Origin of the sequence: Streptomyces mobaraensis NBRC 13819 = DSM 40847 (assembly GCF_017916255.1) — a bacterium.
In the GTDB taxonomy this organism is placed as follows: Bacteria; Actinomycetota; Actinomycetes; order Streptomycetales; family Streptomycetaceae; genus Streptomyces; species Streptomyces mobaraensis.
In genome coordinates, this window is the sequence record NZ_CP072827.1 from 3,318,862 (window position 1) to 3,339,370 (window position 20,509).

Annotated in this window: 14 protein-coding genes and 1 tRNA gene; 2 read left to right on the plus strand and 13 right to left on the minus strand. The window is 68.9% G+C overall.

From position 1 onward, the window contains the following. Window positions 1-79: 79 nt before the first annotated feature. The 11 genes from J7W19_RS13975 to J7W19_RS14025 all read right to left on the minus strand — a co-directional run bounded on the left by J7W19_RS13975 (window position 80) and on the right by J7W19_RS14025 (window position 14,602). Complete coding sequence (locus J7W19_RS13975) at window positions 80-3,979, minus strand: DNA-directed RNA polymerase subunit beta' (RefSeq protein ID WP_004950406.1); 3,900 nt, start codon at window positions 3,977-3,979, stop codon at window positions 80-82. Window positions 3,980-4,103: 124 nt separating this feature from the next. Continuing rightward, complete coding sequence (gene rpoB, locus J7W19_RS13980) at window positions 4,104-7,586, minus strand: DNA-directed RNA polymerase subunit beta (RefSeq protein ID WP_004950405.1); 3,483 nt, start codon at window positions 7,584-7,586, stop codon at window positions 4,104-4,106. A gap of 706 nt (window positions 7,587-8,292) precedes the next feature. Next, window positions 8,293-8,682 (minus strand): 50S ribosomal protein L7/L12, encoded by a 390-nt coding sequence (gene rplL, locus J7W19_RS13985; protein WP_004950402.1) that lies wholly within the window; start codon window positions 8,680-8,682, stop codon window positions 8,293-8,295. Between the two features lie 107 nt (window positions 8,683-8,789). Continuing rightward, window positions 8,790-9,320 carry a 50S ribosomal protein L10 gene (gene rplJ / locus J7W19_RS13990; protein WP_004950401.1) on the minus strand — a complete coding sequence of 177 codons (531 nt, stop codon included), beginning with the start codon at window positions 9,318-9,320 and terminating at the stop codon, window positions 8,790-8,792. Between the two features lie 308 nt (window positions 9,321-9,628). Beyond that, window positions 9,629-10,513 (minus strand): LolA-like protein, encoded by an 885-nt coding sequence (locus J7W19_RS13995; protein ID WP_004950399.1) that lies wholly within the window; start codon window positions 10,511-10,513, stop codon window positions 9,629-9,631. A 160-nt stretch (window positions 10,514-10,673) separates the two neighbouring features. Continuing rightward, the gene (locus tag J7W19_RS14000) at window positions 10,674-11,642 is read right to left on the minus strand and encodes a hypothetical protein (protein ID WP_004950396.1); all 969 of its coding nucleotides are present in this window, start codon (window positions 11,640-11,642) and stop codon (window positions 10,674-10,676) included. A 161-nt stretch (window positions 11,643-11,803) separates the two neighbouring features. Beyond that, window positions 11,804-12,520: a 50S ribosomal protein L1 gene (rplA, locus tag J7W19_RS14005; RefSeq protein WP_004941593.1), complete on the minus strand. Its 717-nt coding sequence runs from the start codon at window positions 12,518-12,520 to the stop codon at window positions 11,804-11,806. 81 nt (window positions 12,521-12,601) lie between these two features. Continuing rightward, complete coding sequence (rplK, locus tag J7W19_RS14010; protein ID WP_004941595.1) at window positions 12,602-13,036, minus strand: 50S ribosomal protein L11; 435 nt, start codon at window positions 13,034-13,036, stop codon at window positions 12,602-12,604. A 159-nt stretch (window positions 13,037-13,195) separates the two neighbouring features. After that, window positions 13,196-14,044 (minus strand): transcription termination/antitermination protein NusG, encoded by an 849-nt coding sequence (nusG, locus tag J7W19_RS14015; RefSeq protein ID WP_004941598.1) that lies wholly within the window; start codon window positions 14,042-14,044, stop codon window positions 13,196-13,198. Window positions 14,045-14,139: 95 nt separating this feature from the next. Next, window positions 14,140-14,427, minus strand: coding sequence for a preprotein translocase subunit SecE (gene secE / locus J7W19_RS14020; protein WP_004941601.1), 288 nt, complete (start codon window positions 14,425-14,427; stop codon window positions 14,140-14,142). Window positions 14,428-14,529: 102 nt separating this feature from the next. Beyond that, window positions 14,530-14,602, minus strand: a tRNA-Trp gene (locus J7W19_RS14025). A 260-nt stretch (window positions 14,603-14,862) separates the two neighbouring features. On the opposite strand from J7W19_RS14025, the gene J7W19_RS14030 reads away from it, so the two are divergent. Both J7W19_RS14030 and J7W19_RS14035 read left to right on the plus strand, forming a co-directional pair. Further along, window positions 14,863-16,110, plus strand: a complete 1,248-nt coding sequence (locus J7W19_RS14030; protein WP_004941604.1) for a pyridoxal phosphate-dependent aminotransferase — start codon at window positions 14,863-14,865, stop codon at window positions 16,108-16,110. Window positions 16,111-16,241: 131 nt separating this feature from the next. Next, entirely contained in the window at window positions 16,242-17,273 is a 1,032-nt protein-coding gene (locus tag J7W19_RS14035) for an adenosine deaminase (RefSeq protein ID WP_004941607.1), read from the plus strand. A gap of 164 nt (window positions 17,274-17,437) precedes the next feature. On the opposite strand, the gene J7W19_RS14040 is transcribed toward J7W19_RS14035, so the two are convergent. Then, a complete protein-coding gene (locus J7W19_RS14040; RefSeq protein WP_004941610.1) occupies window positions 17,438-18,493 on the minus strand; it encodes a UDP-N-acetylmuramate dehydrogenase in 1,056 nt (351 codons plus the stop codon). A 484-nt stretch (window positions 18,494-18,977) separates the two neighbouring features. Then, window positions 18,978-20,426: a DHA2 family efflux MFS transporter permease subunit gene (locus J7W19_RS14045; protein WP_004941615.1), complete on the minus strand. Its 1,449-nt coding sequence runs from the start codon at window positions 20,424-20,426 to the stop codon at window positions 18,978-18,980. Window positions 20,427-20,509 lie beyond the last annotated feature (83 nt).

Here is a 20,509-nt window from a genome sequence, read left to right on the forward strand (position 1 = left end):
GGAGGGACCGGGGCACCCCCAAACGCCGCGAGGCGGCCACCCCGAAACCGGGGTGACCGCCTCGCGAACCACAGACCGCTTACTGGTTGTACGGCCCGTAGTCGTAGTCCTCCAGCGGAACCGCCTGACCCGACCCCGTCCCGAAGGGCGAGTAGTCGATGTCGTCGTACCCGACGGCCGAGTACATGGCGGCCTTCGCCTCTTCGGTCGGCTCGACCCGGATGTTCCGGTAACGGGACAGACCCGTACCGGCCGGGATGAGCTTACCGATGATCACGTTCTCCTTGAGGCCGATGAGCGAGTCGGACTTGGCGTTGATCGCCGCGTCCGTCAGCACTCGGGTCGTCTCCTGGAAGGAGGCGGCCGACAGCCAGGACTCCGTGGCCAGCGAGGCCTTGGTGATACCCATCAGCTGCGGACGGCCGGAGGCCGGGTGGCCGCCTTCCTGGACCACGCGACGGTTCTCCGCCTCGAAGCGCGAGCGCTCCACGAGCTCGCCCGGCAGCAGCTCCGCGTCGCCGGACTCGATGATCGTCACGCGGCGCAGCATCTGCCGGATGATGATCTCGATGTGCTTGTCGTGGATCGACACACCCTGCGAGTTGTAGACCTTCTGGACCTCGCCGACCAGGTGGACCTGGACCGCGCGCTGACCGAGGATCCGCAGCACGTCGTGCGGGTTGGTGGCACCCACGGTGAGCTTCTGGCCCACCTCGACGTGGTCGCCCTCGGACACCAGCAGACGGGCACGCTTCGAGATCGCGTAGGCGGTCTCGTCGGAGCCGTCGTCCGGGGTGACGACGATCTTCTTGGTCTTCTCGGTCTCCTCGATGCGGACGCGGCCGGCCGCCTCCGAGATCGGGGCGACACCCTTGGGCGTACGGGCCTCGAAGAGCTCGACGACACGGGGCAGACCCTGGGTGATGTCGTCACCGGCCACACCACCGGTGTGGAAGGTACGCATCGTCAGCTGGGTACCGGGCTCACCGATCGACTGGGCGGCGATGATGCCAGCCGCCTCGCCGATGTCCACCAGCTTGCCGGTCGCCAGCGAGCGGCCGTAGCAGTAGGCACAGGTGCCGACCGCGGACTCGCAGGTGAGGACCGAGCGGGTCTTGACCGTCTCGACGCCGTGGGCGACGAGCTGGTCGATGAGCACGTCACCGAGGTCGACGTTGGCCGGCGCGATGACCTTGCCGTCGACGACGACGTCCTCGGCCAGCATGCGGGCGTACACCGACGTCTCGACGTCGTCGGCCTTGCGCAGCACGCCGTTGGCGTCCTTGGTCGCGATCGTCAGCTTGAGGCCGCGGTCGGTGCCACAGTCCTCCTCGCGGATGATCACGTCCTGGGAGACGTCCACGAGACGACGGGTCAGGTAACCCGAGTCGGCGGTACGGAGGGCGGTGTCCGCGAGACCCTTACGGGCACCGTGGGTGGAGATGAAGTACTCCAGCACGGAGAGACCCTCACGGAACGACGCCTTGATGGGCCGCGGAATGGTCTCGTTCTTCGCGTTCGACACCAGACCACGCATACCGGCGATCTGCCGCATCTGCATCATGTTTCCTCGGGCACCCGAGTCAACCATCATGAAGATGGGGTTCGTCTTGGGGAAGTTCGCGTTCATCGCCTCGGCGACCTCGTTGGTCGCCTTGGTCCAGATCGCGATGAGCTCCTGCGTGCGCTCGTCCTTGGTGATCAGACCGCGCTCGTACTGCTTCTGGACCTTCTCGTCCTGGGCCTCGTAGCCCTTGACGATCTCCTTCTTGGCCTCCGGCACCACGATGTCGGAGACGGCGACGGTCACGCCGGAACGGGTGGCCCAGTGGAAGCCGGCCGCCTTCAGGTTGTCGAGCGTCGCCGCCACGATGACCTTGGGGTAGCGCTCGGCCAGGTCGTTGACGATCTCGGAGAGCTGCTTCTTGCCCACCGAGTAGTCGACGAACGGGTAGTCCTCGGGCAGCAGCTCGTTGAAGAGCGCGCGGCCCAGGGTGGTGCGCAGACGGAACGAGTCCCCCTGCTGCCACTCCGGCTCGCCCTCCTCCGCCACCGGCGGGGTCCAGCCGCGCGGCGGGACGGTGCCGATCGGGAAGCGGATGTCGACCTTCGCCTGGAGCGAGAGCTCCCGGGCGTCGAACGCCATGATCGCCTCGGCGACGGACGCGAACGAGCGGCCCTCGCCCTTGACCTCGCGCTCCTCCTCGTCGGTGGTGAGGAAGAAGAGGCCCAGCACCATGTCCTGGGTCGGCATGGTGACCGGACGGCCGTCGGCCGGCTTGAGGATGTTGTTCGAGGACAGCATCAGGATGCGGGCCTCGGCCTGCGCCTCCGCGGAGAGCGGCAGGTGGACGGCCATCTGGTCACCGTCGAAGTCCGCGTTGAACGCGGTGCAGACGAGCGGGTGGATCTGGATGGCCTTGCCCTCGACCAGCTGCGGCTCGAAGGCCTGGATGCCGAGGCGGTGCAGGGTGGGCGCACGGTTCAGCAGAACCGGGTGCTCCGCGATGACCTCTTCCAGCACGTCGTACACGACCGTACGGCCGCGCTCGACCATGCGCTTGGCGCTCTTGATGTTCTGCGCGTGGTTCAGGTCGACCAGGCGCTTCATCACGAACGGCTTGAAGAGCTCCAGCGCCATGGCCTTGGGCAGACCACACTGGTGCAGCTTCAGCTGCGGGCCGACGACGATGACGGAACGCGCCGAGTAGTCGACTCGCTTGCCGAGCAGGTTCTGACGGAAGCGACCCTGCTTGCCCTTGAGCATGTCGGACAGCGACTTCAGCGGACGGTTGCCGGGGCCCGTGACCGGGCGACCACGACGGCCGTTGTCGAAGAGCGCGTCGACGGCCTCCTGAAGCATGCGCTTCTCGTTGTTCACGATGATCTCGGGGGCACCGAGGTCAAGGAGTCGCTTGAGGCGGTTGTTGCGGTTGATGACGCGGCGGTACAGGTCGTTCAGGTCGGAGGTCGCGAAGCGGCCACCGTCCAGCTGCACCATCGGACGCAGGTCCGGCGGGATCACCGGGATGCAGTCCAGCACCATGCCGCTGGGGCTGTTGCGGGTCTGCAGGAAGGCGGAGACGACCTTGAGGCGCTTGAGCGCACGGGTCTTCTTCTGGCCCTTGCCGGTACGGATGATCTCGCGGAGGCGCTCGGCCTCCTCGTCCAGGTCGAAGGACTCCAGGCGCTTCTGCAGCGCGGCGGCGCCCATCGCACCCATGAAGTAGGTGCCGAAGCGGTCGCGCAGCTCGCGGTAGAGCAGCTCGTCGCCCTCGAGGTCCTGGACCTTGAGGTTCTTGAAGCGGTTCCAGACCTCGTCGAGGCGGTCGATCTCGCGCTGCGCGCGGTCGCGCAGCTGCTTCATCTCACGCTCGGCGCCCTCGCGCACCTTGCGGCGCACGTCGGCCTTGGCGCCCTCGGCCTCCAGCTCGGCCAGGTCGGACTCGAGCTTCTTGGCGCGGGCCTCCAGGTCGGCGTCGCGGCGCTGCTCGATCTGCTGGCGCTCGACGGAGACGTGGGCCTCCAGCGACGGCAGGTCGCGCGTACGGCGCTCCTCGTCCACCCACGTGATCATGTAGGCGGCGAAGTAGATGACCTTCTCGAGGTCCTTCGGGGCGAGGTCGAGCAGGTAGCCCAGCCGCGACGGAACGCCCTTGAAGTACCAGATGTGGGTGACGGGGGCGGCGAGCTCGATGTGGCCCATCCGCTCACGGCGCACCTTGGCGCGGGTGACCTCGACGCCACAGCGCTCACAGATGATGCCCTTGAAGCGGACACGCTTGTACTTGCCGCAGTAGCACTCCCAGTCCCGGGTGGGGCCGAAGATCTTCTCGCAGAAGAGCCCGTCCTTTTCCGGCTTCAGGGTGCGGTAGTTGATGGTCTCCGGCTTCTTGACCTCGCCGTGGGACCAGGTTCGGATGTCGTCCGCGGTCGCCAGGCCGATCCGCAGCTCGTCGAAGAAGTTGACGTCGAGCACTTTGTCGTCAATCCCTCTTTCAGGGTTCGTGCCCTCTCGCGTCAGCGAGGTACGGGCTCTACATCAGTGGTCTGGGGGTCCGGGGACGACCGGGGGATCCGAGTGGATCCCCCGGTCAGACCCGTCAGACCTCTTCGACGCTGCTCGGCTCGCGCCGGGACAGGTCGATACCGAGCTCCTCCGCCGCGCGGAAGACGTCCTCGTCGGTGTCCCGCATCTCGATGGACATGCCGTCCGAGGACAGCACCTCCACGTTGAGGCAGAGGGACTGCATCTCCTTGATGAGCACCTTGAAGGACTCGGGGATGCCGGGCTCGGGGATGTTCTCGCCCTTGACGATCGCCTCGTAGACCTTCACTCGGCCGGTGACGTCGTCGGACTTGATGGTCAGCAGCTCCTGGAGGGCGTACGCGGCGCCGTAAGCCTCCAGCGCCCACACCTCCATCTCACCGAAGCGCTGGCCACCGAACTGAGCCTTACCACCCAGCGGCTGCTGGGTGATCATGGAGTACGGACCGGTCGAACGGGCGTGCAGCTTGTCGTCGACCAGGTGGTGGAGCTTGAGGATGTACATGTACCCGACCGAGATCGGGTCCGGGAACGGCTCGCCGGAGCGGCCGTCGAACAGCCGGGCCTTGCCGGACGGGAGCACCATGCGCTCGCCGTCGCGGTTCGGCACGGTGTGCTCGAACAGACCGGCCAGCTCGTCCTCGCGGGCACCGTCGAAGACCGGGGTCGCGACGTTGGTGCCCGGAGCGACCTCGGCGGCGCCGATGGCCTTGAGCCGCTCCATCCACTCCTCGCTGCCCTCGACGTTCCAGCCCTGGCTGGCGAGCCAGCCGAGGTGGATCTCGAGGACCTGTCCCGGGTTCATTCGGGACGGGACACCCAGCGGGTTGAGGATGATGTCGACCGGGGTGCCGTCCTCCAGGAACGGCATGTCCTCGACCGGCAGGATCTTGGAGATGACGCCCTTGTTGCCGTGACGGCCGGCGAGCTTGTCACCGTCGGTGATCTTGCGCTTCTGGGCGACGTAGACGCGGACCAGCTGGTTCACGCCCGGCGGAAGCTCGTCGCCCTCCTCGCGGTCGAACACGCGGACGCCGATGACCTTGCCGATCTCGCCGTGCGGGACCTTCAGCGAGGTGTCACGGACCTCACGCGCCTTCTCACCGAAGATCGCGCGGAGCAGGCGCTCCTCGGGGGTCAGCTCGGTCTCACCCTTCGGGGTGACCTTGCCGACGAGGATGTCGCCGCCGATGACCTCGGCACCGATGCGGATGATGCCGCGCTCGTCGAGGTCGGAGAGGACCTCCTCGGAGACGTTCGGGATGTCCCGGGTGATCTCCTCCGGGCCGAGCTTGGTGTCACGGGCGTCGACCTCGTGCTCCTCGATGTGGATCGAGGAGAGGACGTCGTCCTGCACGAGGCGCTGCGACAGGATGATCGCGTCCTCGTAGTTGTGGCCCTCCCACGGCATGAACGCCACGAGCAGGTTCTTGCCGAGCGCCATCTCACCGTTCTCGGTGGACGGGCCGTCGGCGAGCACCTGGCCGGCCACGACGCGGGCGCCCTCGTCGACGACGACCTTCTGGTTGAAGGACGTGCCCTGGTTGGAGCGCGAGAACTTCGCGACCCGGTACGTGTTGTACGTGCCGTCGTCGTTGGCGACGGTGACGTAGTCCGCGGAGATCTCCTGGACCACGCCGTCCTTCTCGGCCTTGATGACGTCACCGGCGTCGACCGCGCAGCGGTACTCCATGCCGGTGCCGACCAGCGGGGCCTCCGCCTTGATCAGCGGAACGGCCTGGCGCATCATGTTCGATCCCATGAGCGCGCGGTTGGCGTCGTCGTGCTCGAGGAACGGGATCATGGCGGTCGCGACCGACACCATCTGGCGCGGCGAGACGTCCATGTAGTCGACCTCGGCCGGCGCGATGTAGTCGATCTCGCCGCCACGGCGGCGGACCAGCACGCGGGCCTCGGCGAACCGCAGCTCGTCGGTGAGCGGGGCGTTCGCCTGGGCGATGACGAAGCGGTCCTCCTCGTCGGCGGTCAGGTAGTGCACCTCGTCGGTGACCTGGCCGTCGACGACCTTGCGGTACGGGGTCTCGACGAAACCGAACGCGTTGACGCGGCCGTAGGACGCGAGCGAGCCGATCAGACCGATGTTCGGGCCTTCGGGGGTCTCGATCGGGCACATGCGGCCGTAGTGCGACGGGTGGACGTCTCGGACCTCGAAGCCGGCCCGCTCACGGGAGAGACCGCCCGGACCCAGCGCCGACAGACGGCGCTTGTGGGTCAGACCCGACAGCGGGTTGGTCTGGTCCATGAACTGGGACAGCTGGCTGGTGCCGAAGAACTCCTTGATGGAGGCGACGACCGGCCGGATGTTGATCAGGGTCTGCGGCGTGATCGCCTCGACGTCCTGGGTGGTCATCCGCTCGCGGACGACGCGCTCCATACGAGCCAGACCGGTACGGACCTGGTTCTGGATGAGCTCGCCGACGTTGCGCAGACGACGGTTGCCGAAGTGGTCGATGTCGTCGGTCTCGACGACGATCGAGGTGCCGTTCTCGCCGACCGTCTCGGTCTCACCGGCGTGCAGCTTCACCAGGTACTTGATCGTCGCGATGATGTCGTCGACGGTCAGCACACCGGCGTCGAGCGGGGCGTCGGCGCCCAGCTTCTTGTTGACCTTGTAGCGGCCGACCTTCGCCAGGTCGTAGCGCTTCGGGTTGAAGTACAGGTTCTCCAGCAGCGTCTGCGCGGCCTCACGCGTGGGCGGCTCGCCCGGACGCAGCTTGCGGTAGATGTCGAGCAGCGCGTCGTCCTGGCCCTGGGTGTGGTCCTTCTCCAGGGTGGCGCGCATGGACTCGTACTCGCCGAACTCCTCGAGGATCTGCTCGGTCGTCCAGCCGAGAGCCTTGAGCAGCACGGTGACGGACTGCTTGCGCTTGCGGTCGATGCGGACGCCGACCATGTCGCGCTTGTCGACCTCCATCTCCAGCCAGGCACCCCGGGACGGGATGATCTTGGCCGTGAAGATGTCCTTGTCGGACGTCTTGTCGATGGCGGAGTCGAAGTAGACACCGGGCGAACGGACCAGCTGCGATACGACGACACGCTCGGTGCCGTTGATGCAGAAGGTTCCCTTGGGCGTCATGAGCGGGAAGTCGCCCATGAAGACCGTCTGGGACTTGATCTCACCGGTCTCGTTGTTGGTGAACTCGGCCGTGACGAAGAGCGGGGCCGCGTACGTGAAGTCGCGCTCCTTGCACTCGTCGATCGAGTTCTTCGGGGGCTCGAAACGGTGGTCACGGAACGTCAGCGACATCGACCCGGAGAAGTCCTCGATCGGGGAGATCTCCTCGAAGATCTCCTCCAGACCGGACTTGGTGGGGACGTCCTGACCAGACTCCAGCGCAGCCTCGACGCGAGCCTTCCAGGCGGCGTTGCCGAGCAGCCAGTCGAAGCTCTCGGTCTGCAGCGCAAGGAGGTTCGGAACCTCGAGAGGCTCCTTGATCTTCGCAAATGAGATGCGCAGCGGGGCAGTGCTGGCGCCGTTGTTCGTATTGGCGGTCGAGGCGTTGCGCGAGGCGGCCAAGAGGGGGTCCTTCCGAGGGCTCGGACTCACTACGCGCGTACCGGTCCCACCCCGTGCTTCGACAGAGAACCCCAGGTCAGAGGGGATTCATCGAGGATGCTCGGCAGTGGGCATGCCCCTGGTGACGGGCAGGGAGCAGCTAACAGGCAGCGCAAAGGGTCAGTGTAGCCACTTGGCCCACTGATGTCCAGAGCGGATGTCGCGAGACCGGTGCGATACCAATCTCTCCCTCCGGGATCCTGTTGTCCTTGCCTGTCGAGCCTGTCCGAGCCCGTCCGACGCGCCCGGTGCGCCAGGGGCTCCGCCCGCCGGCCGCGCCCGGAAGCGCAGGACGATACTTCCCTCTCCGCCGGCGTTCCATGCCTCGGGCGGCGCCTCGAATGGAACTTCGGTCCGAACCGGCCCCAAGGCGGCCCCGGACCGGCGGAGTTCCGAAAGTCACCGCGTCCCGAGAATTGCGCGCGGCGTCCCGTTCGTCAAGGCCCTCCGGCTGCCGAGCGGCCCTGGCCGGGCCCGGACCGGCCCGGAACGACCCTGGCCGGGCCGCTGCCGCGGGGCAACAAAGATCACCATACTCGTCTCCGGCACGCGGCGCTGCAGCCCTCCCGGGTACGCCGAAGGGCGACCACCCGCATGGGTGATCGCCCTTGGCGTCGAGAGGTACGTCAGACGTACGTCAGAGCGGAGCCCAGAGGACTCCGTGAGGTCACTTGACCTCGACGGAGGCGCCGGCGCCCTTGAGGGACTCGGCGGCCTTCTCGGCGGTCTCCTTGTTGACCTTCTCCAGGACCGGCTTCGGGGTGCCGTCGACCAGGTCCTTGGCCTCCTTCAGGCCGAGGGAGGTCAGCTCGCGGACGACCTTGATGACCTGGATCTTCTTGTCGCCGGCGCCGGTGAGGATGACGTCGAACTCGTCCTTCTCCTCGGCGGCCTCGGCGGCGGCGCCACCAGCGGCACCACCGGCGACGACGACCGGCGCGGCAGCGGCGGCGGTGACGTCGAACTTCTCCTCGAAGGCGGAGACGAACTCGGCCAGCTCGATGAGGGTCATCTCCTCGAACTGCGCGAGCAGCTCGTCCTTGGTGAGCTTCGCCATGATGGCGGGTCCTTCCACTAAATCGGCAGGTGCCGGATGTACATGTCGGCGGGCGTACGGCCCGCTACGACCGGTGCCGGGTGGCGCCGGTCAATGCGCGAGCCGAATTACTCGGCACCGCCCTGCTCGTCCTGCTTGGCGCGCAGCGCGTCCACGGTGCGGACGAGCTTCGTCGGCAGCGCCTGGAAGAGCGACGCAGCCTGCGACTGCTTGCCCTTCATGGCACCGGCCAGCTTGGAGAGCAGAACCTCGCGGGACTCGAGGTCCGCAAGCTTCTTGATCTCATCGGCGGACAGCGCCTTGCCGTCAAGGACACCGCCCTTGATGATGAGATTCGGGTTGTCCTTGGCGAAGTCACGCAGACCCTTCGCCGACTCCACCGGGTCACCGGTGATGAAGGCGACGGCCGTCGGGCCAGCGAAGAGCTGGTCCTCCAGCGTGATCCCGGCCTCACCGGCCGCGATCTTGGTCAGCGTGTTCTTCACCACGGCGTACTGCGCGTTCTCACCGAGCGATCGGCGCAGCGTCTTGAGCTGCGCCACGGTGAGACCGCGGTACTCGGTCAGCACGGCGGCGTTGGAGCTGCGGAACTTGTCCGTCAGCTCGGCAACCGCGGCGGACTTGTCGGGCCTCGCCATGAGCCTCGGCCTCCTTCCGGGTGAATAGGACCGCATAGGCGCGAGAAGGGACCTGGGCAAAACGAAACGCCCCGGCGCGGGCGCTCGGGGCGTGACTCGACCATATGGACAAGGAGTCCACACGGGAGTTCAACCACAGTCACCTGCGCAGGTCGCCCGCAGCTAGCGGATCCTTCGGCCACCACACCTCCGGATGGAGGCGCAGCAACGACCAGCGGTCTTTGGCTTCTGGGTGAGACTACGTGACCGGGCCGCCGTCAAGCAAATCGCGTCGACGGCGACCCCGGAGCCGGCCGCGGGGTCCGGGCTCAGGAGTCCTTCTTGGCCTCCGCCATCGGGTCCACGACGTCACCGGCCGGCGGCGCCTTGATCTCGACCGGCTTGTTGTAGTCGAGGAACTTGATGGTCAGGTCCAGCGGACCCTTCTGAGTGGCGGACCGCATGCGGAACTGCTTGGTGTGGTCCTGGCCGTCGATCCACATGTCCATCGCGAACTTGTCGACGCCGAGCTTCTCGAAGCCCTTCAGCTTGGCCTCCTGGCGCTCCCGGGTGGCGGGGTCCTTCTTCGCCAGGGACTCGCGCATCTGGGCGACGGTGACGGTGCCCTTGTAGTGGGTCGTCTTCACGCCGTCGACGGTCTCCTCGCCGACCTTCTCCAGGTCCTTCGAGGCGCTCAGGGAGGCGGAGTCGTCCATGGGGTTCTGCTCGGCCTGGGTGCGCGTGCCGAAGGGGTTGTCCGCGCCGCCGGGACCCTTTCCGGCGCCCATGTTGGGCATCTTGATCCAGCCCTTGCCGCCGTCGAGCTTCTTCCCCTTGGCGTTGAGGTAAAGGGCGTCGTCGACGAGGCGGATCTCCATTTCCCCGCTCTCGTCCGCGGAGGAGCCCTTGACCTTCATCTTCATCTGCATGGCCAGGGGCTTCATGTTCATCGACGCCGCGGTCTCGACGTGCCCGCTCTCGGGCATCTCACCGCTCATGGTGTACCGCAGCGAAGTGATCTTCTCGTTCTTCTTCGCGGCCCGTTCCACGGCCGCCGCGAAGGAGGCGTCCACCGGCTTCCGCGTGGACTTGCCGGCCGCCTTGGAGTCGTTCTTCTTGTCGGCGTCCGAGGAATCGGAGGAGCAGGCGGCCGTACCGCACAGCAGGGCGCCCGCGAGCAGGGCCCCGGCGGCCTTGCGGTGCATGTTCTTCATGATCTCTTCCCGGTGGGCATGACGATTTCTTTCGCAAAACTTTGCGAACTCCGGCGACAATACCCTCCGGTAGCCCGGGGGCGGTACACGATTAACGGCCCCCGGCCCCCGGACGGGGAACGGGGGCCGTTATTACGCCCTTGGAGAGAATCAACCGGTTTTACGCACCGGTGCCCGAACCGGCCGCGGAGCCGTCCTTCAGGCCCTTCATCATCTCCATGAGGTCGAGGGTCTCACCGGCGGGCGGCGCCTGGACGTCGGCCTTGGCGCCGTAGTCCTTGTAGTCGGCGGTGATCTTCATCTTGCCCTGCTCGCTGTCCATGCCCATGAGCATCCGGACCGGCAGGTCCTGGTCGTTGAGCCAGAACTCCAGGTCGTACCCCTTGACGCCGGCCTTCTTGATGCTGTCGAGCATCTGCTGGCGGTCCTTGGGCTCCAGGAGCTTGGTGGACTCGTTGCCCTTCATCATCTCCTCGACGGTCAGCGTGCCCTTGTAGTGCTGGGCGTCGACGCCGTTGACCTTCTCCGAGCCGAGGTGCTTGAGGTTGGGCGAGTCGAGCAGGACGGCCATCTGCTTGGCCGGGTCCTGGTTCATGTTGTCCATGTTCCCCGTGAGCTGCTTCTGCAGGGCGGGGTTGCCCGACTCCTTGGCGGCCGCGGCGATGTCGATCTTCATCCACTTCTTGCCGCGCATTTCGGCGGGAGCGGATTCCATGGACTTGGCCGGCATCTGCATGTACATCACATTGTTCAGCATGACCATGCGGGTGGCGCCCGGGCCGTCCTTGCCCTCCATCGCCGCACCGCTCACGGTCATATCGGCGACCGTGGGGTTCCAGCCGGTGACGCCGTCGATCACCATCGGCCCGGAAGGCGCGTCCTTCATCGCGGCCGTCGGCATTTCCATGGTCATGTGCACCTTGGCCGACTTCGCCGCGCTGGTCTTCTTGAACGCCGCCTGGAGGGCCTGGACGGGGCTCCGGCCGTCGTTCTTCGGCTCGCTCTTCGACTGGCTCTGCGGCGCGCTCTTGTCGTCCTTCTTGTCGTCGGAGTCACACGCGACGGCGCCGACGAGAATGGCTGCGGCGGAAAGCGCGATTCCGGCGCGACGGACCATGGACTTGGACATATCCCCCACCTTTTTGGAGACCTCTTGCACGTTCGTTCGCTCGACGATAACGCAGCGGTCCGACAAGAGGACAACAAGAAAGAGGCCGGCCCCCGCATCCGGAAGGGATGCGGGGGCCGGCCCCTGAACACACGCGGTCACACGCGGTGCGAGAACGTCTCTCAGACGGTCTCGTCCTCGACGAGGAGGTTGCGGGTGCGGTTCGGGTCCACCGGGATGCCGGGGCCCATGGTGGTGCTCAGGGTCGCCTTCTTGACGTAGCGGCCCTTGGCGGCGGACGGCTTCAGACGGAGGATCTCCTCCAGCGCCGCACTGTAGTTCTCGATCAGCGCCTTCTCGTCGAACGAGGTCTTGCCGATGATGAAGTGCAGGTTCGCGTGCTTGTCGACACGGAACTCGATCTTGCCGCCCTTGATCTCGGTCACGGCCTTGGCCGTGTCCGGGGTGACCGTGCCGGTCTTCGGGTTCGGCATCAGACCACGGGGACCGAGCACGCGGCCGAGGCGGCCGACCTTGCCCATGAGGTCCGGGGTGGCGACGACGGCGTCGAAGTCCAGACGGCCCTTGGCGACCTCGTCGATGAGCTCGTCGGCACCGACGATGTCGGCGCCCGCGGCACGCGCGGCCTCGGCACGGTCGCCGGTCGCGAAGACCAGGACCCGGGCGGTCTTACCGGTGCCGTGCGGAAGGTTCACGGTGCCACGGACCATCTGGTCCGCCTTGCGCGGGTCGACGCCCAGGCGCAGGGCGACCTCGACGGTGCCGTCGAACTTGGTGCCGGAGGTGTCCTTCGCCAGACGGACGGCCTCGAGCGGGGCGTACAGGCGCTCCCGGTCGATCTTCGCGTCCGCGTTGCGAAGAGTCTTGCTGCGCTTCACTGAAACTCCTCAGTGGTGAATGGAGTCGTGGTGCGGGCCAGCGCTGGCCCTTCCACGGGGTGCCTTGAGGGGCGGGGACGTTCAGCCCTCGACCGTGATGCCCATGGAACGGGCGGTGCCGGCGATGATCTTCTCGGCGGCGTCCAGGTCGTTGGCGTTCAGGTCGGGCATCTTGGTGGTGGCGATGTCACGGACCTGGTCACGCGTGATCTTGGCGACCTTGGTCTTGTGCGGCTCGCCGGAGCCCTTGTCCACGCCCGCGGCCTTGAGGATCAGCTTCGCGGCCGGCGGAGTCTTGGTGACGAAGGTGAAGGAACGGTCCTCGTAGACCGTGATCTCCACCGGCACGACCATGCCACGCTGCGACTCGGTCGCGGCGTTGTAGGCCTTGCAGAACTCCATGATGTTGACGCCGTGCTGACCCAGCGCGGGGCCGACCGGCGGAGCCGGGTTGGCGGCACCGGCCTGGATCTGGAGCTTGATAAGCCCCGTGACCTTCTTCTTCTTGGGAGGCATTGCTCTCTCCGGGTCCTAGTGAGAGTTTTCTGCCCACGACACACTGCGCGCAGGCATACCGCACCACGATAACGGGTAACGTGGCCGGCCCAAAAACCGAGAGGTCAGGCCGCCCCTCGCGGGGCGACCCGACCTGTTCGGAAGCGTACGGCCAGAAGATCAGTTCTTCTGGATCTGGTCGAAGCTCAGCTCGACCGGGGTCTCGCGGCCGAAGATCTCGACGAGGCCCTTGACCTTCTTCGAGTCGGCGTTGATCTCGTTGATCGTCGCCTGGAGCGTCGCGAACGGGCCGTCGGTGACGGTGACCGAGTCGCCGACCTCGAAGTCCAGCACCTGGACCTCGACCTTGCGGCTGGGGGCCGGACGGCCCTCGGCCTCGGCGGCCTCCTTGGCGGCCTTCTCCTCGGCCTCCGGGGCGAGCATCTTGACGATCTCGTCCAGGGTCAGCGGGTACGGGTCGTAGGCGTTGCCCACGAAGCCGGTGACGCCCGGGGTGTTGCGGACGACGCCCCACGACTCGTTCGTCAGGTCCATGCGCACCAGGACGTAGCCGGGGAGCTTGTTCTGGCGGACGGTGCGGCGGTCGCCGTTCTTGATCTGGACGACCTCTTCCTGCGGCACCTCGGCCTGGAAGATGTAGTCCTCGACGTTCAGCGAGACGGCGCGCTGCTCGAGGTTGGTCTTCACGCGGTTCTCGTAACCGGCGTAGGTGTGGATGACGTACCACTCGCCGGGCAGCCCCCGCAGCTCCTCGCGGAGCGCGGCGACGGGGTCCACCGGGGCGGCTTCCTCGGCCGGCTCGGCCTCCTCGGCCTCTTCCGCGTCGGCGGCCTCCGGCTCCTCGGCCGCGGCGGCCTCCTCGGTGCCCTCGGCGTCGGCGGCGGGCTCGCGCCCGGCGTCGTCAGCGGTCGCAGCGTCGCCCTCGACCTCGGCCGAGACAGCCGCGTCCACGTCGGCCTCTGCCGCCTCGACGGGCTCGACGGCGTCGTTCAGGTTCGGGTCAGACACGTGGCTGCTTCTTCCTGGCTTCAAGGGGTGGAACGTGCGAAAAGGCGGCTCTCCGGAACCCTCCCGGAGGCGACCGCCTTGGCGCGCGGGCGGGCTCAGCCGAAGACGTACTTGACGGCGTTGCTGAACCCATAGTCAATCACGGTCACGAGACCAATGACGATGACGACGAAGACGATCACCACGGAGGTGTACGTCGAGAGCTGGCCGCGCGTGGGCCAGACGACCTTGCGGAGCTCCGCGACGACCTGGCGGTAGAACAGCGCCATCCGCCCGAGCGGGCCCTTCTTGCCGCGCTTGCCGCCGCGGCGCTTCTTGACGGCGACCTCGTCCTCGGGACGACCGCTCTCAGGCGTCGCGGTGGAGCCAAGGGCTTCCGTCACTACGTCCTCACCTGAATCCGGGTCGTGGCCGTGCCGCGCCCGGTGGAGCCGCACGGCGGTGCATCAGTGCGTACGCACGCACCTCGGTGACGATGCGTGTAGCAGGGCCGAAGGGACTTGAACCCCCAACCGCTGGTTTTGGAGACCAGTGCTCTACCAATTGAGCTACGACCCTTTGTGGTTCCCCCAACGTACCGCATCCGCTCGACCGCACGATGTGTCCGGTACGGATTCGCCTGTGAGGGGCCAACGACGCATGAGTGTACGTGGTTCGGGGGCCGTCGTCGAACAGATACCGCCGCCGTCGTGGGAAAAGCTCCGGAATCCGGGATTCCATACGGCTCCCGGGCAGGCGCTCGGCCGTCCCGTGGACCGTGCGTTCCGTTCCCTGGAACCACCGCCCCCCGCGTCCGCCGGTTCTGCGACGATGCCTGTATGACCGATGCCACCGCTCCCTTCCCCGCCGCTCAGGCACCCACCGACCGCCGGGTCTCCACCCGCATCGGGTCGATCTCCGAGTCCGCGACGCTCGCCGTGGACGCCAAGGCCAAGGCCCTCAAGGCGGCCGGGCGCCCGGTGATCGGCTTCGGCGCGGGCGAGCCGGACTTCCCCACCCCGGACTACATCGTCGAGGCCGCCGTCGAGGCGTGCCGCGACCCGAAGAACCACCGCTACACCCCGGCCGGCGGCCTCCCCGAGCTGAAGGCCGCCATCGCCGCCAAGACGCTGCGCGACTCGGGCTACGAGGTCGAGGCGTCCCAGGTGCTCGTCACCAACGGCGGCAAGCAGGCCATCTACGAGGCGTTCGCGGCGATCCTCGACCCGGGCGACGAGGTGATCGTCCCGGCGCCGTACTGGACCACGTACCCCGAGTCCATCCGCCTCGCGGGCGGTGTCCCGGTGGACGTCGTGGCCGACGAGACGACCGGCTACCGGGTCTCCGTCGAGCAGCTGGAGGCGGCCCGCACCGAGCGCACCAAGGTGCTGCTCTTCGTCTCCCCGTCCAACCCGACCGGCGCGGTCTACTCGCGCGCCCAGGTCGAGGAGATCGGCCGCTGGGCGGCGGAGCACGGCCTGTGGGTCCTGACGGACGAGATCTACGAGCACCTCGTCTACGGCGACGCCGAGTTCTCGTCCCTGCCGGTGGTGGTGCCCGAGCTTCGCGACAAGTGCATCGTCGTCAACGGCGTCGCCAAGACGTACGCCATGACGGGCTGGCGCGTGGGGTGGATCATCGGCCCGCAGGACGTGGTGAAGGCCGCCACCAACCTCCAGTCGCACGCCACCTCCAACGTGAGCAACGTCGCGCAGCGCGCCGCGCTGGCCGCCATCGCCGGCGACCTGGCGGCCGTCGAGGAGATGAAGGTCGCCTTCGACCGCCGCCGCCGCACGATCGTGCGCATGCTCAACGAGATCGACGGCGTCGTCTGCCCGGAGCCGGAGGGCGCGTTCTACGCCTACCCGTCGGTCAAGGCGCTGCTCGGCAAGGAGATCCGCGGCAAGCGGCCGGCCACCTCGGTGGAGCTGGCGGCGCTGATCCTGGAGGAGGCCGAGGTCGCGGTCGTCCCGGGCGAGGCGTTCGGCACCCCGGGCTACCTGCGCCTGTCCTACGCGCTGGGCGACGAGGACCTGGCGGAGGGCGTCTCGCGGATCCAGAAGCTGCTGGCCGAGGCGCGCGACTGACGCGAACGGGGGCCGCGCCGTGACGTTCCGGCACGGCCCCCGCCTCGTTCTCCCTTTCGGGCCCTTCCCCGATCAGGGACGATCGGGGAAACGCCTTCCGGTCGCCGGGGTCGATGCGGCAGGATCCACAGATGGAGAACGTTCGTGACGTCCGTCTGCTGCCGAAGGCCCATCTGCACCTGCACTTCACCGGCTCGATGCGTCCCGGGACGCTGCTGGAGCTGGCCGACAAGTACGGCGTGCACCTGCCGGAGGCGCTGAGCGGCGGCGAGCCCCCGAGACTGCGGGCGACGGACGAACGCGGCTGGTTCCGCTTCCAGCGGCTGTACGACATCGCGCGCTCCTGCCTGCGCTCCCCCGACGACATCCGGCGGCTGGTGCGCGAGGCCGCCGAGGAGGACGTCCGGGACGGCTCCGGGTGGCTGGAGATCCAGGTCGACCCCACCTCGTACGCGCCCCGGCTGGGCGGGCTGATCCCCGCGCTGGAGATCATCCTGGACGCGGTGGAGACGGCGTCCCGCGACACCGGCCTGGGGATACGGGTCCTGGTGGCCGCGAACCGGATGAAGCACCCCCTGGACGCCCGCACCCTGGCCCGGCTGGCGGTGCGCTACGCGGACAAGGGCGTGGTCGGCTTCGGCCTCTCCAACGACGAGCGGCGCGGCTTCGCCCGGGACTTCGACCGGGCCTTCGAGATCGCCCGGGAGGGCGGCCTGCTGGCCGCGCCGCACGGCGGTGAGCTGTCGGGCCCGGCGAGCGTCCGCGACTGCCTGGACGACCTGCGCGCGGGCCGGGTGGGCCACGGCGTCCGGGCGGCCGAGGACCCGCGGCTGCTGCGCAAGCTGGCGGAGCGGGGTGTGACGTGCGAGGTCTGCCCGTCCTCGAACGTGGCCCTCGGCGTCTACGAGAAGCCCGCGGACGTCCCACTGCGCACCCTCTTCGAGGCCGGCGTCCCGATGGCCCTCGGCGCCGACGACCCCCTCCTCTTCGGCTCCCGCCTGGCCGCCCAGTACCAGCTCGCCCGCGAACACCACGGCTTCACGGACGAGGAACTGGCGGAACTGGCCCGCCAGTCGATCCGCGGCTCGGTGGCGCCGGGGGATGTGAAGGGGCGGCTGCTGGCGGGCGTGGAGGCGTGGCTGAACAACCCGCCCGGCGCTTGAGGACTGGGGGGCACCCCCACTAGCCCGTCCGGCGTTTGAGGACAGCGCGCGCAGCGTGCTGCGGGGGTGCGGGGGCGCAGCCCCTGCGAGAAACGGGAAGTGGGGGTGCCCCCTCTGGGGGAGGGACAGGGGCAACCCCCCCTCCCGCCCCAGCCCCCACGGGGCTAAAGGCTGACGCCGACCGTCACCGGCTCGTTCACCAGGGTCACCCCGAACGCCTCCCGCACCCCGTCCCGGACCTCCCGGGCAAGCGCCAGCAGGTCCTCCGTGGTGGCCGACCCCCGGTTCGTCAGGGCCAGCGTGTGCTTCGTGGAGATCCGCGCGGGCCCGGACCCGTACCCCTTCCCGAACCCCGCCTTGTCGATCAGCCAGGCGGCGGACGTCTTCACCCGCCCGTCCCCCGCCGGGTAGGCGGGCGGGACGACGTCCGGCCCGAGCCGCTCCGCCGCCCGGTCCAGGAAGGCCGCGTGCTGCTCGGCCGTGAGCACGGGGTTGGTGAAGAACGACCCCGCGGACCAGGTGTCGTGGTCCTCGGGGTCGAGCACCATGCCCTTGCCGGCGCGCAGCCGCAGGACGGTCGCGCGGGCGTCGGCGGCGGGCACGCGGTCCCCGGCCTCGACGCCGAGGGCGCGGGCCGTCTCGGGGTACTTGATGGGCGCGGAGAGCCCGCCCGCGTCCTCCAGGGCGAAGCGGACGCGCAGGACGACGTAGCGGGAGGGGTCCTCCTTGAAGCGGCTGTGCCGGTAGGAGAAGCCGCACTCGGCGTTCGGCAGGACGACGGTCTCGCCGGCCCGGCGGTCGTAGGCGACGACCTCGGTGATGACGGAGGAGACCTCCTGGCCGTAGGCGCCCACGTTCTGGATCGGGGTGGCGCCGGCCGAGCCGGGGATGCCGGCCATGCACTCGATGCCGGCGAGCCCGGCCTCGACGGTGCGGGCGACGGCGTCGGACCAGTTCTCCCCGGCGGCGAGCTCCAGGTCGGTGCCCCGGAGCGAATATCCGGCCGTGGCGATGCGCAGGGCGACGCCGTCGAAGCCCTTGTCGGAGATCACGAGGTTGCTTCCGCCGCCGATGACCAGCAGCGGCGTCCCGGAGGCGTCCGCCTCGCGCACGGTCGCGATCACTTCCTCGTCGGTGACGGCCGTGACCAGACGGCTCGCGGGGCCACCGAGACGGAAGGTGGTCAGGGGGGCGAGGGGGGTGTCGTGGAGTTCCTGCACGGCGACAAGGGTACGGGGGCGTGGCACGGCGGCCGGGTGCGGCCTCGCTCGGCCGGGGCGGACCGGCGGCGGCGCCCTCCCATGGAGCCGGTCCTGAACGCGCCCTGAGGGGGTCAGGAAGTCGGCGTCCGCGCAGGGGGCTCGACCGGCGTCCGCACAGCGGGACGGCTCGGCCGACGGGCGGCGCCGGTCGGGGGCGAAGTCTGCGCCCGCCCAGCGCGGCGACTCGACCGACAGCCGGCACCGGCCAGGGGCAGGGCCGGCGCCCGCAAGGGCGGTGCTCGGCCGGTGGGTGACGCCGTCGGGGATGCCCCCGCGAGCGTCAGGGAGGCGCCGGTGCCCGTCGGCGAGGGTGCGGTGTCGGTTTCCGCGCCGGTGGGCGCCCCGGTGCACGGGCGGGTCGGCCGTCGGCGGTGTCCGCCGCGACGCGCGAGCGCCCGGGCCGCCCGGAACGGCGGCCGGGCGCTCGCGGCCCGAGGAGGCGCTACCGGCCGGCCGGCGCCGCCGCGCGTCCGTCCACCGTTTCCGTCGCCCGCGCCGTGGCCGGTCCCACCGCCACGGGACGCCGGCGCCGCGGGATGAGGGCGGCCGCCACCGCCGCGAGGGCGACGCCCGTGGCGCCGATCCACAGCGCGGGTGTGGTGCCGTCCACGATCGCCTGGGGTGAGCCGAAGCCGCCGCGGGCGGAGAAGACCGACCCGAGGACGGCGACCCCGAACGCCCCGCCGACCTCGCGCAGCGCGCTGTTCGTCCCGGAGACGATGCCCTGTTCGGCGGGGCCGACCGAGGACATGGCGAGCGCCGAGGAGGGGGCGAAGAAGAGGGCCATGCCGACGCCGTTGAGCATCAGGGCGGGGAGCTGGGCCACGTAGGAGAGGTCGGCGGTGAGGACCAGGGCGTAGTAGGCGAGCCCGGCCGCCTGGAGGGCGAGGCCCGAGACGACCACGACGCGCCCGCCGACGCGGTCGGCGAGCCGGCCCGCGAGCGGGGCGACGATCAGCGACATCCCGGTCCAGGGCAGCATGCGCAGGCCCGCCTCCGTGGGCGAGTAGCCGCCGACGCCCTGCAGGAACTGGCTGAGCAGGAAGATCGAGCCGAACATGCCGAAGAACATCAGCAGCCCGGCCGCGTTCACGCCGGCGAAGGCCCGGTTGCGGAAGAGGCGCATGGGCAGCATGGGCTTGTGGTGGGTGATGCCGTGCCGGACGAAGGCGGCGAGCAGCACGGCTCCCGCGATGAGCCCGGTGAGCACCCGGCCGCCCGTCCAGCCGTGGGTGTTGACGTTGACGACGGCGAAGACGACGCCGAAGAGGCCGCCGCTGACGAGGACCGTGCCGAGCACGTCGAGCCGGGCGTCCGGGGTCCGGGACTCGGCGACGCGGTAGCGGACGACCGGGAGGAGGAGCAGCCCGATCGGGACGTTGAGCCAGAAGATCCAGTGCCAGGAGATGTGCTCGGTGAGTCCGCCGCCGATGAGCGGGCCGGTGGCGACGGCGAGACCGTTGATCGCGCCCCAGATGCCGAACGCCGTGCCGCGCCGTTCGGGCGGGGTGGCGGCGGTCAGCAGGGTGAGGCTCAGCGGCGTCATGATCGCGGCGCCGACGCCCTGGACGGCCCGGAAGGCGATCAGCGCGTCGATGCCGGACGACAGCGCGGCGGCCGCCGAGGCGGCGGTGAACAGGGCGATGCCGATGCCGAAGAACCGGCGGCGGCCGAACCGGTCGCCGAGCGCGGCGCCGAACATCAGCAGGACGGCGTAGGTGAGCGTGTAGGCGCTGACCGTCCATTCGAGGTCCTCGAGCGAGCCGCCGAGGTCCCGGCGGAGGGTCGGCAGCGCGGTGGTGACGACGAGGTTGTCGAGCGCGGCCATGAAGCCGGCCGCGCCCGAGGCGACGAGGGCCCAGGCGGCGCGTCGTGAGGCTTGCTGTTCCACTTCTCCCCCTGATTATTTATCAGTCACTAACTTTCGGTGGCGAAAGAAAACCGGCCCGGAGGGCCGGCGGAGCCGGTGGCGCC

Bases quoted from the DNA above. Each gene is read 5' to 3' on its own strand.
- rplK (WP_004941595.1), bottom strand. From the start codon at position 13,036: ATGCCTCCCAAGAAGAAGAAGGTCACGGGGCTTATCAAGCTCCAGATC.
- J7W19_RS13995 (WP_004950399.1), bottom strand. From the start codon at position 10,513: ATGAAGAACATGCACCGCAAGGCCGCCGGGGCCCTGCTCGCGGGCGCC.
- J7W19_RS14000 (WP_004950396.1), bottom strand. From the start codon at position 11,642: ATGTCCAAGTCCATGGTCCGTCGCGCCGGAATCGCGCTTTCCGCCGCA.
- rplL (WP_004950402.1), bottom strand. From the start codon at position 8,682: ATGGCGAAGCTCACCAAGGACGAGCTGCTCGCGCAGTTCGAGGAGATG.
- rplJ (WP_004950401.1), bottom strand. From the start codon at position 9,320: ATGGCGAGGCCCGACAAGTCCGCCGCGGTTGCCGAGCTGACGGACAAG.
- J7W19_RS14030 (WP_004941604.1), top strand. From the start codon at position 14,863: ATGACCGATGCCACCGCTCCCTTCCCCGCCGCTCAGGCACCCACCGAC.
- J7W19_RS14035 (WP_004941607.1), top strand. From the start codon at position 16,242: ATGGAGAACGTTCGTGACGTCCGTCTGCTGCCGAAGGCCCATCTGCAC.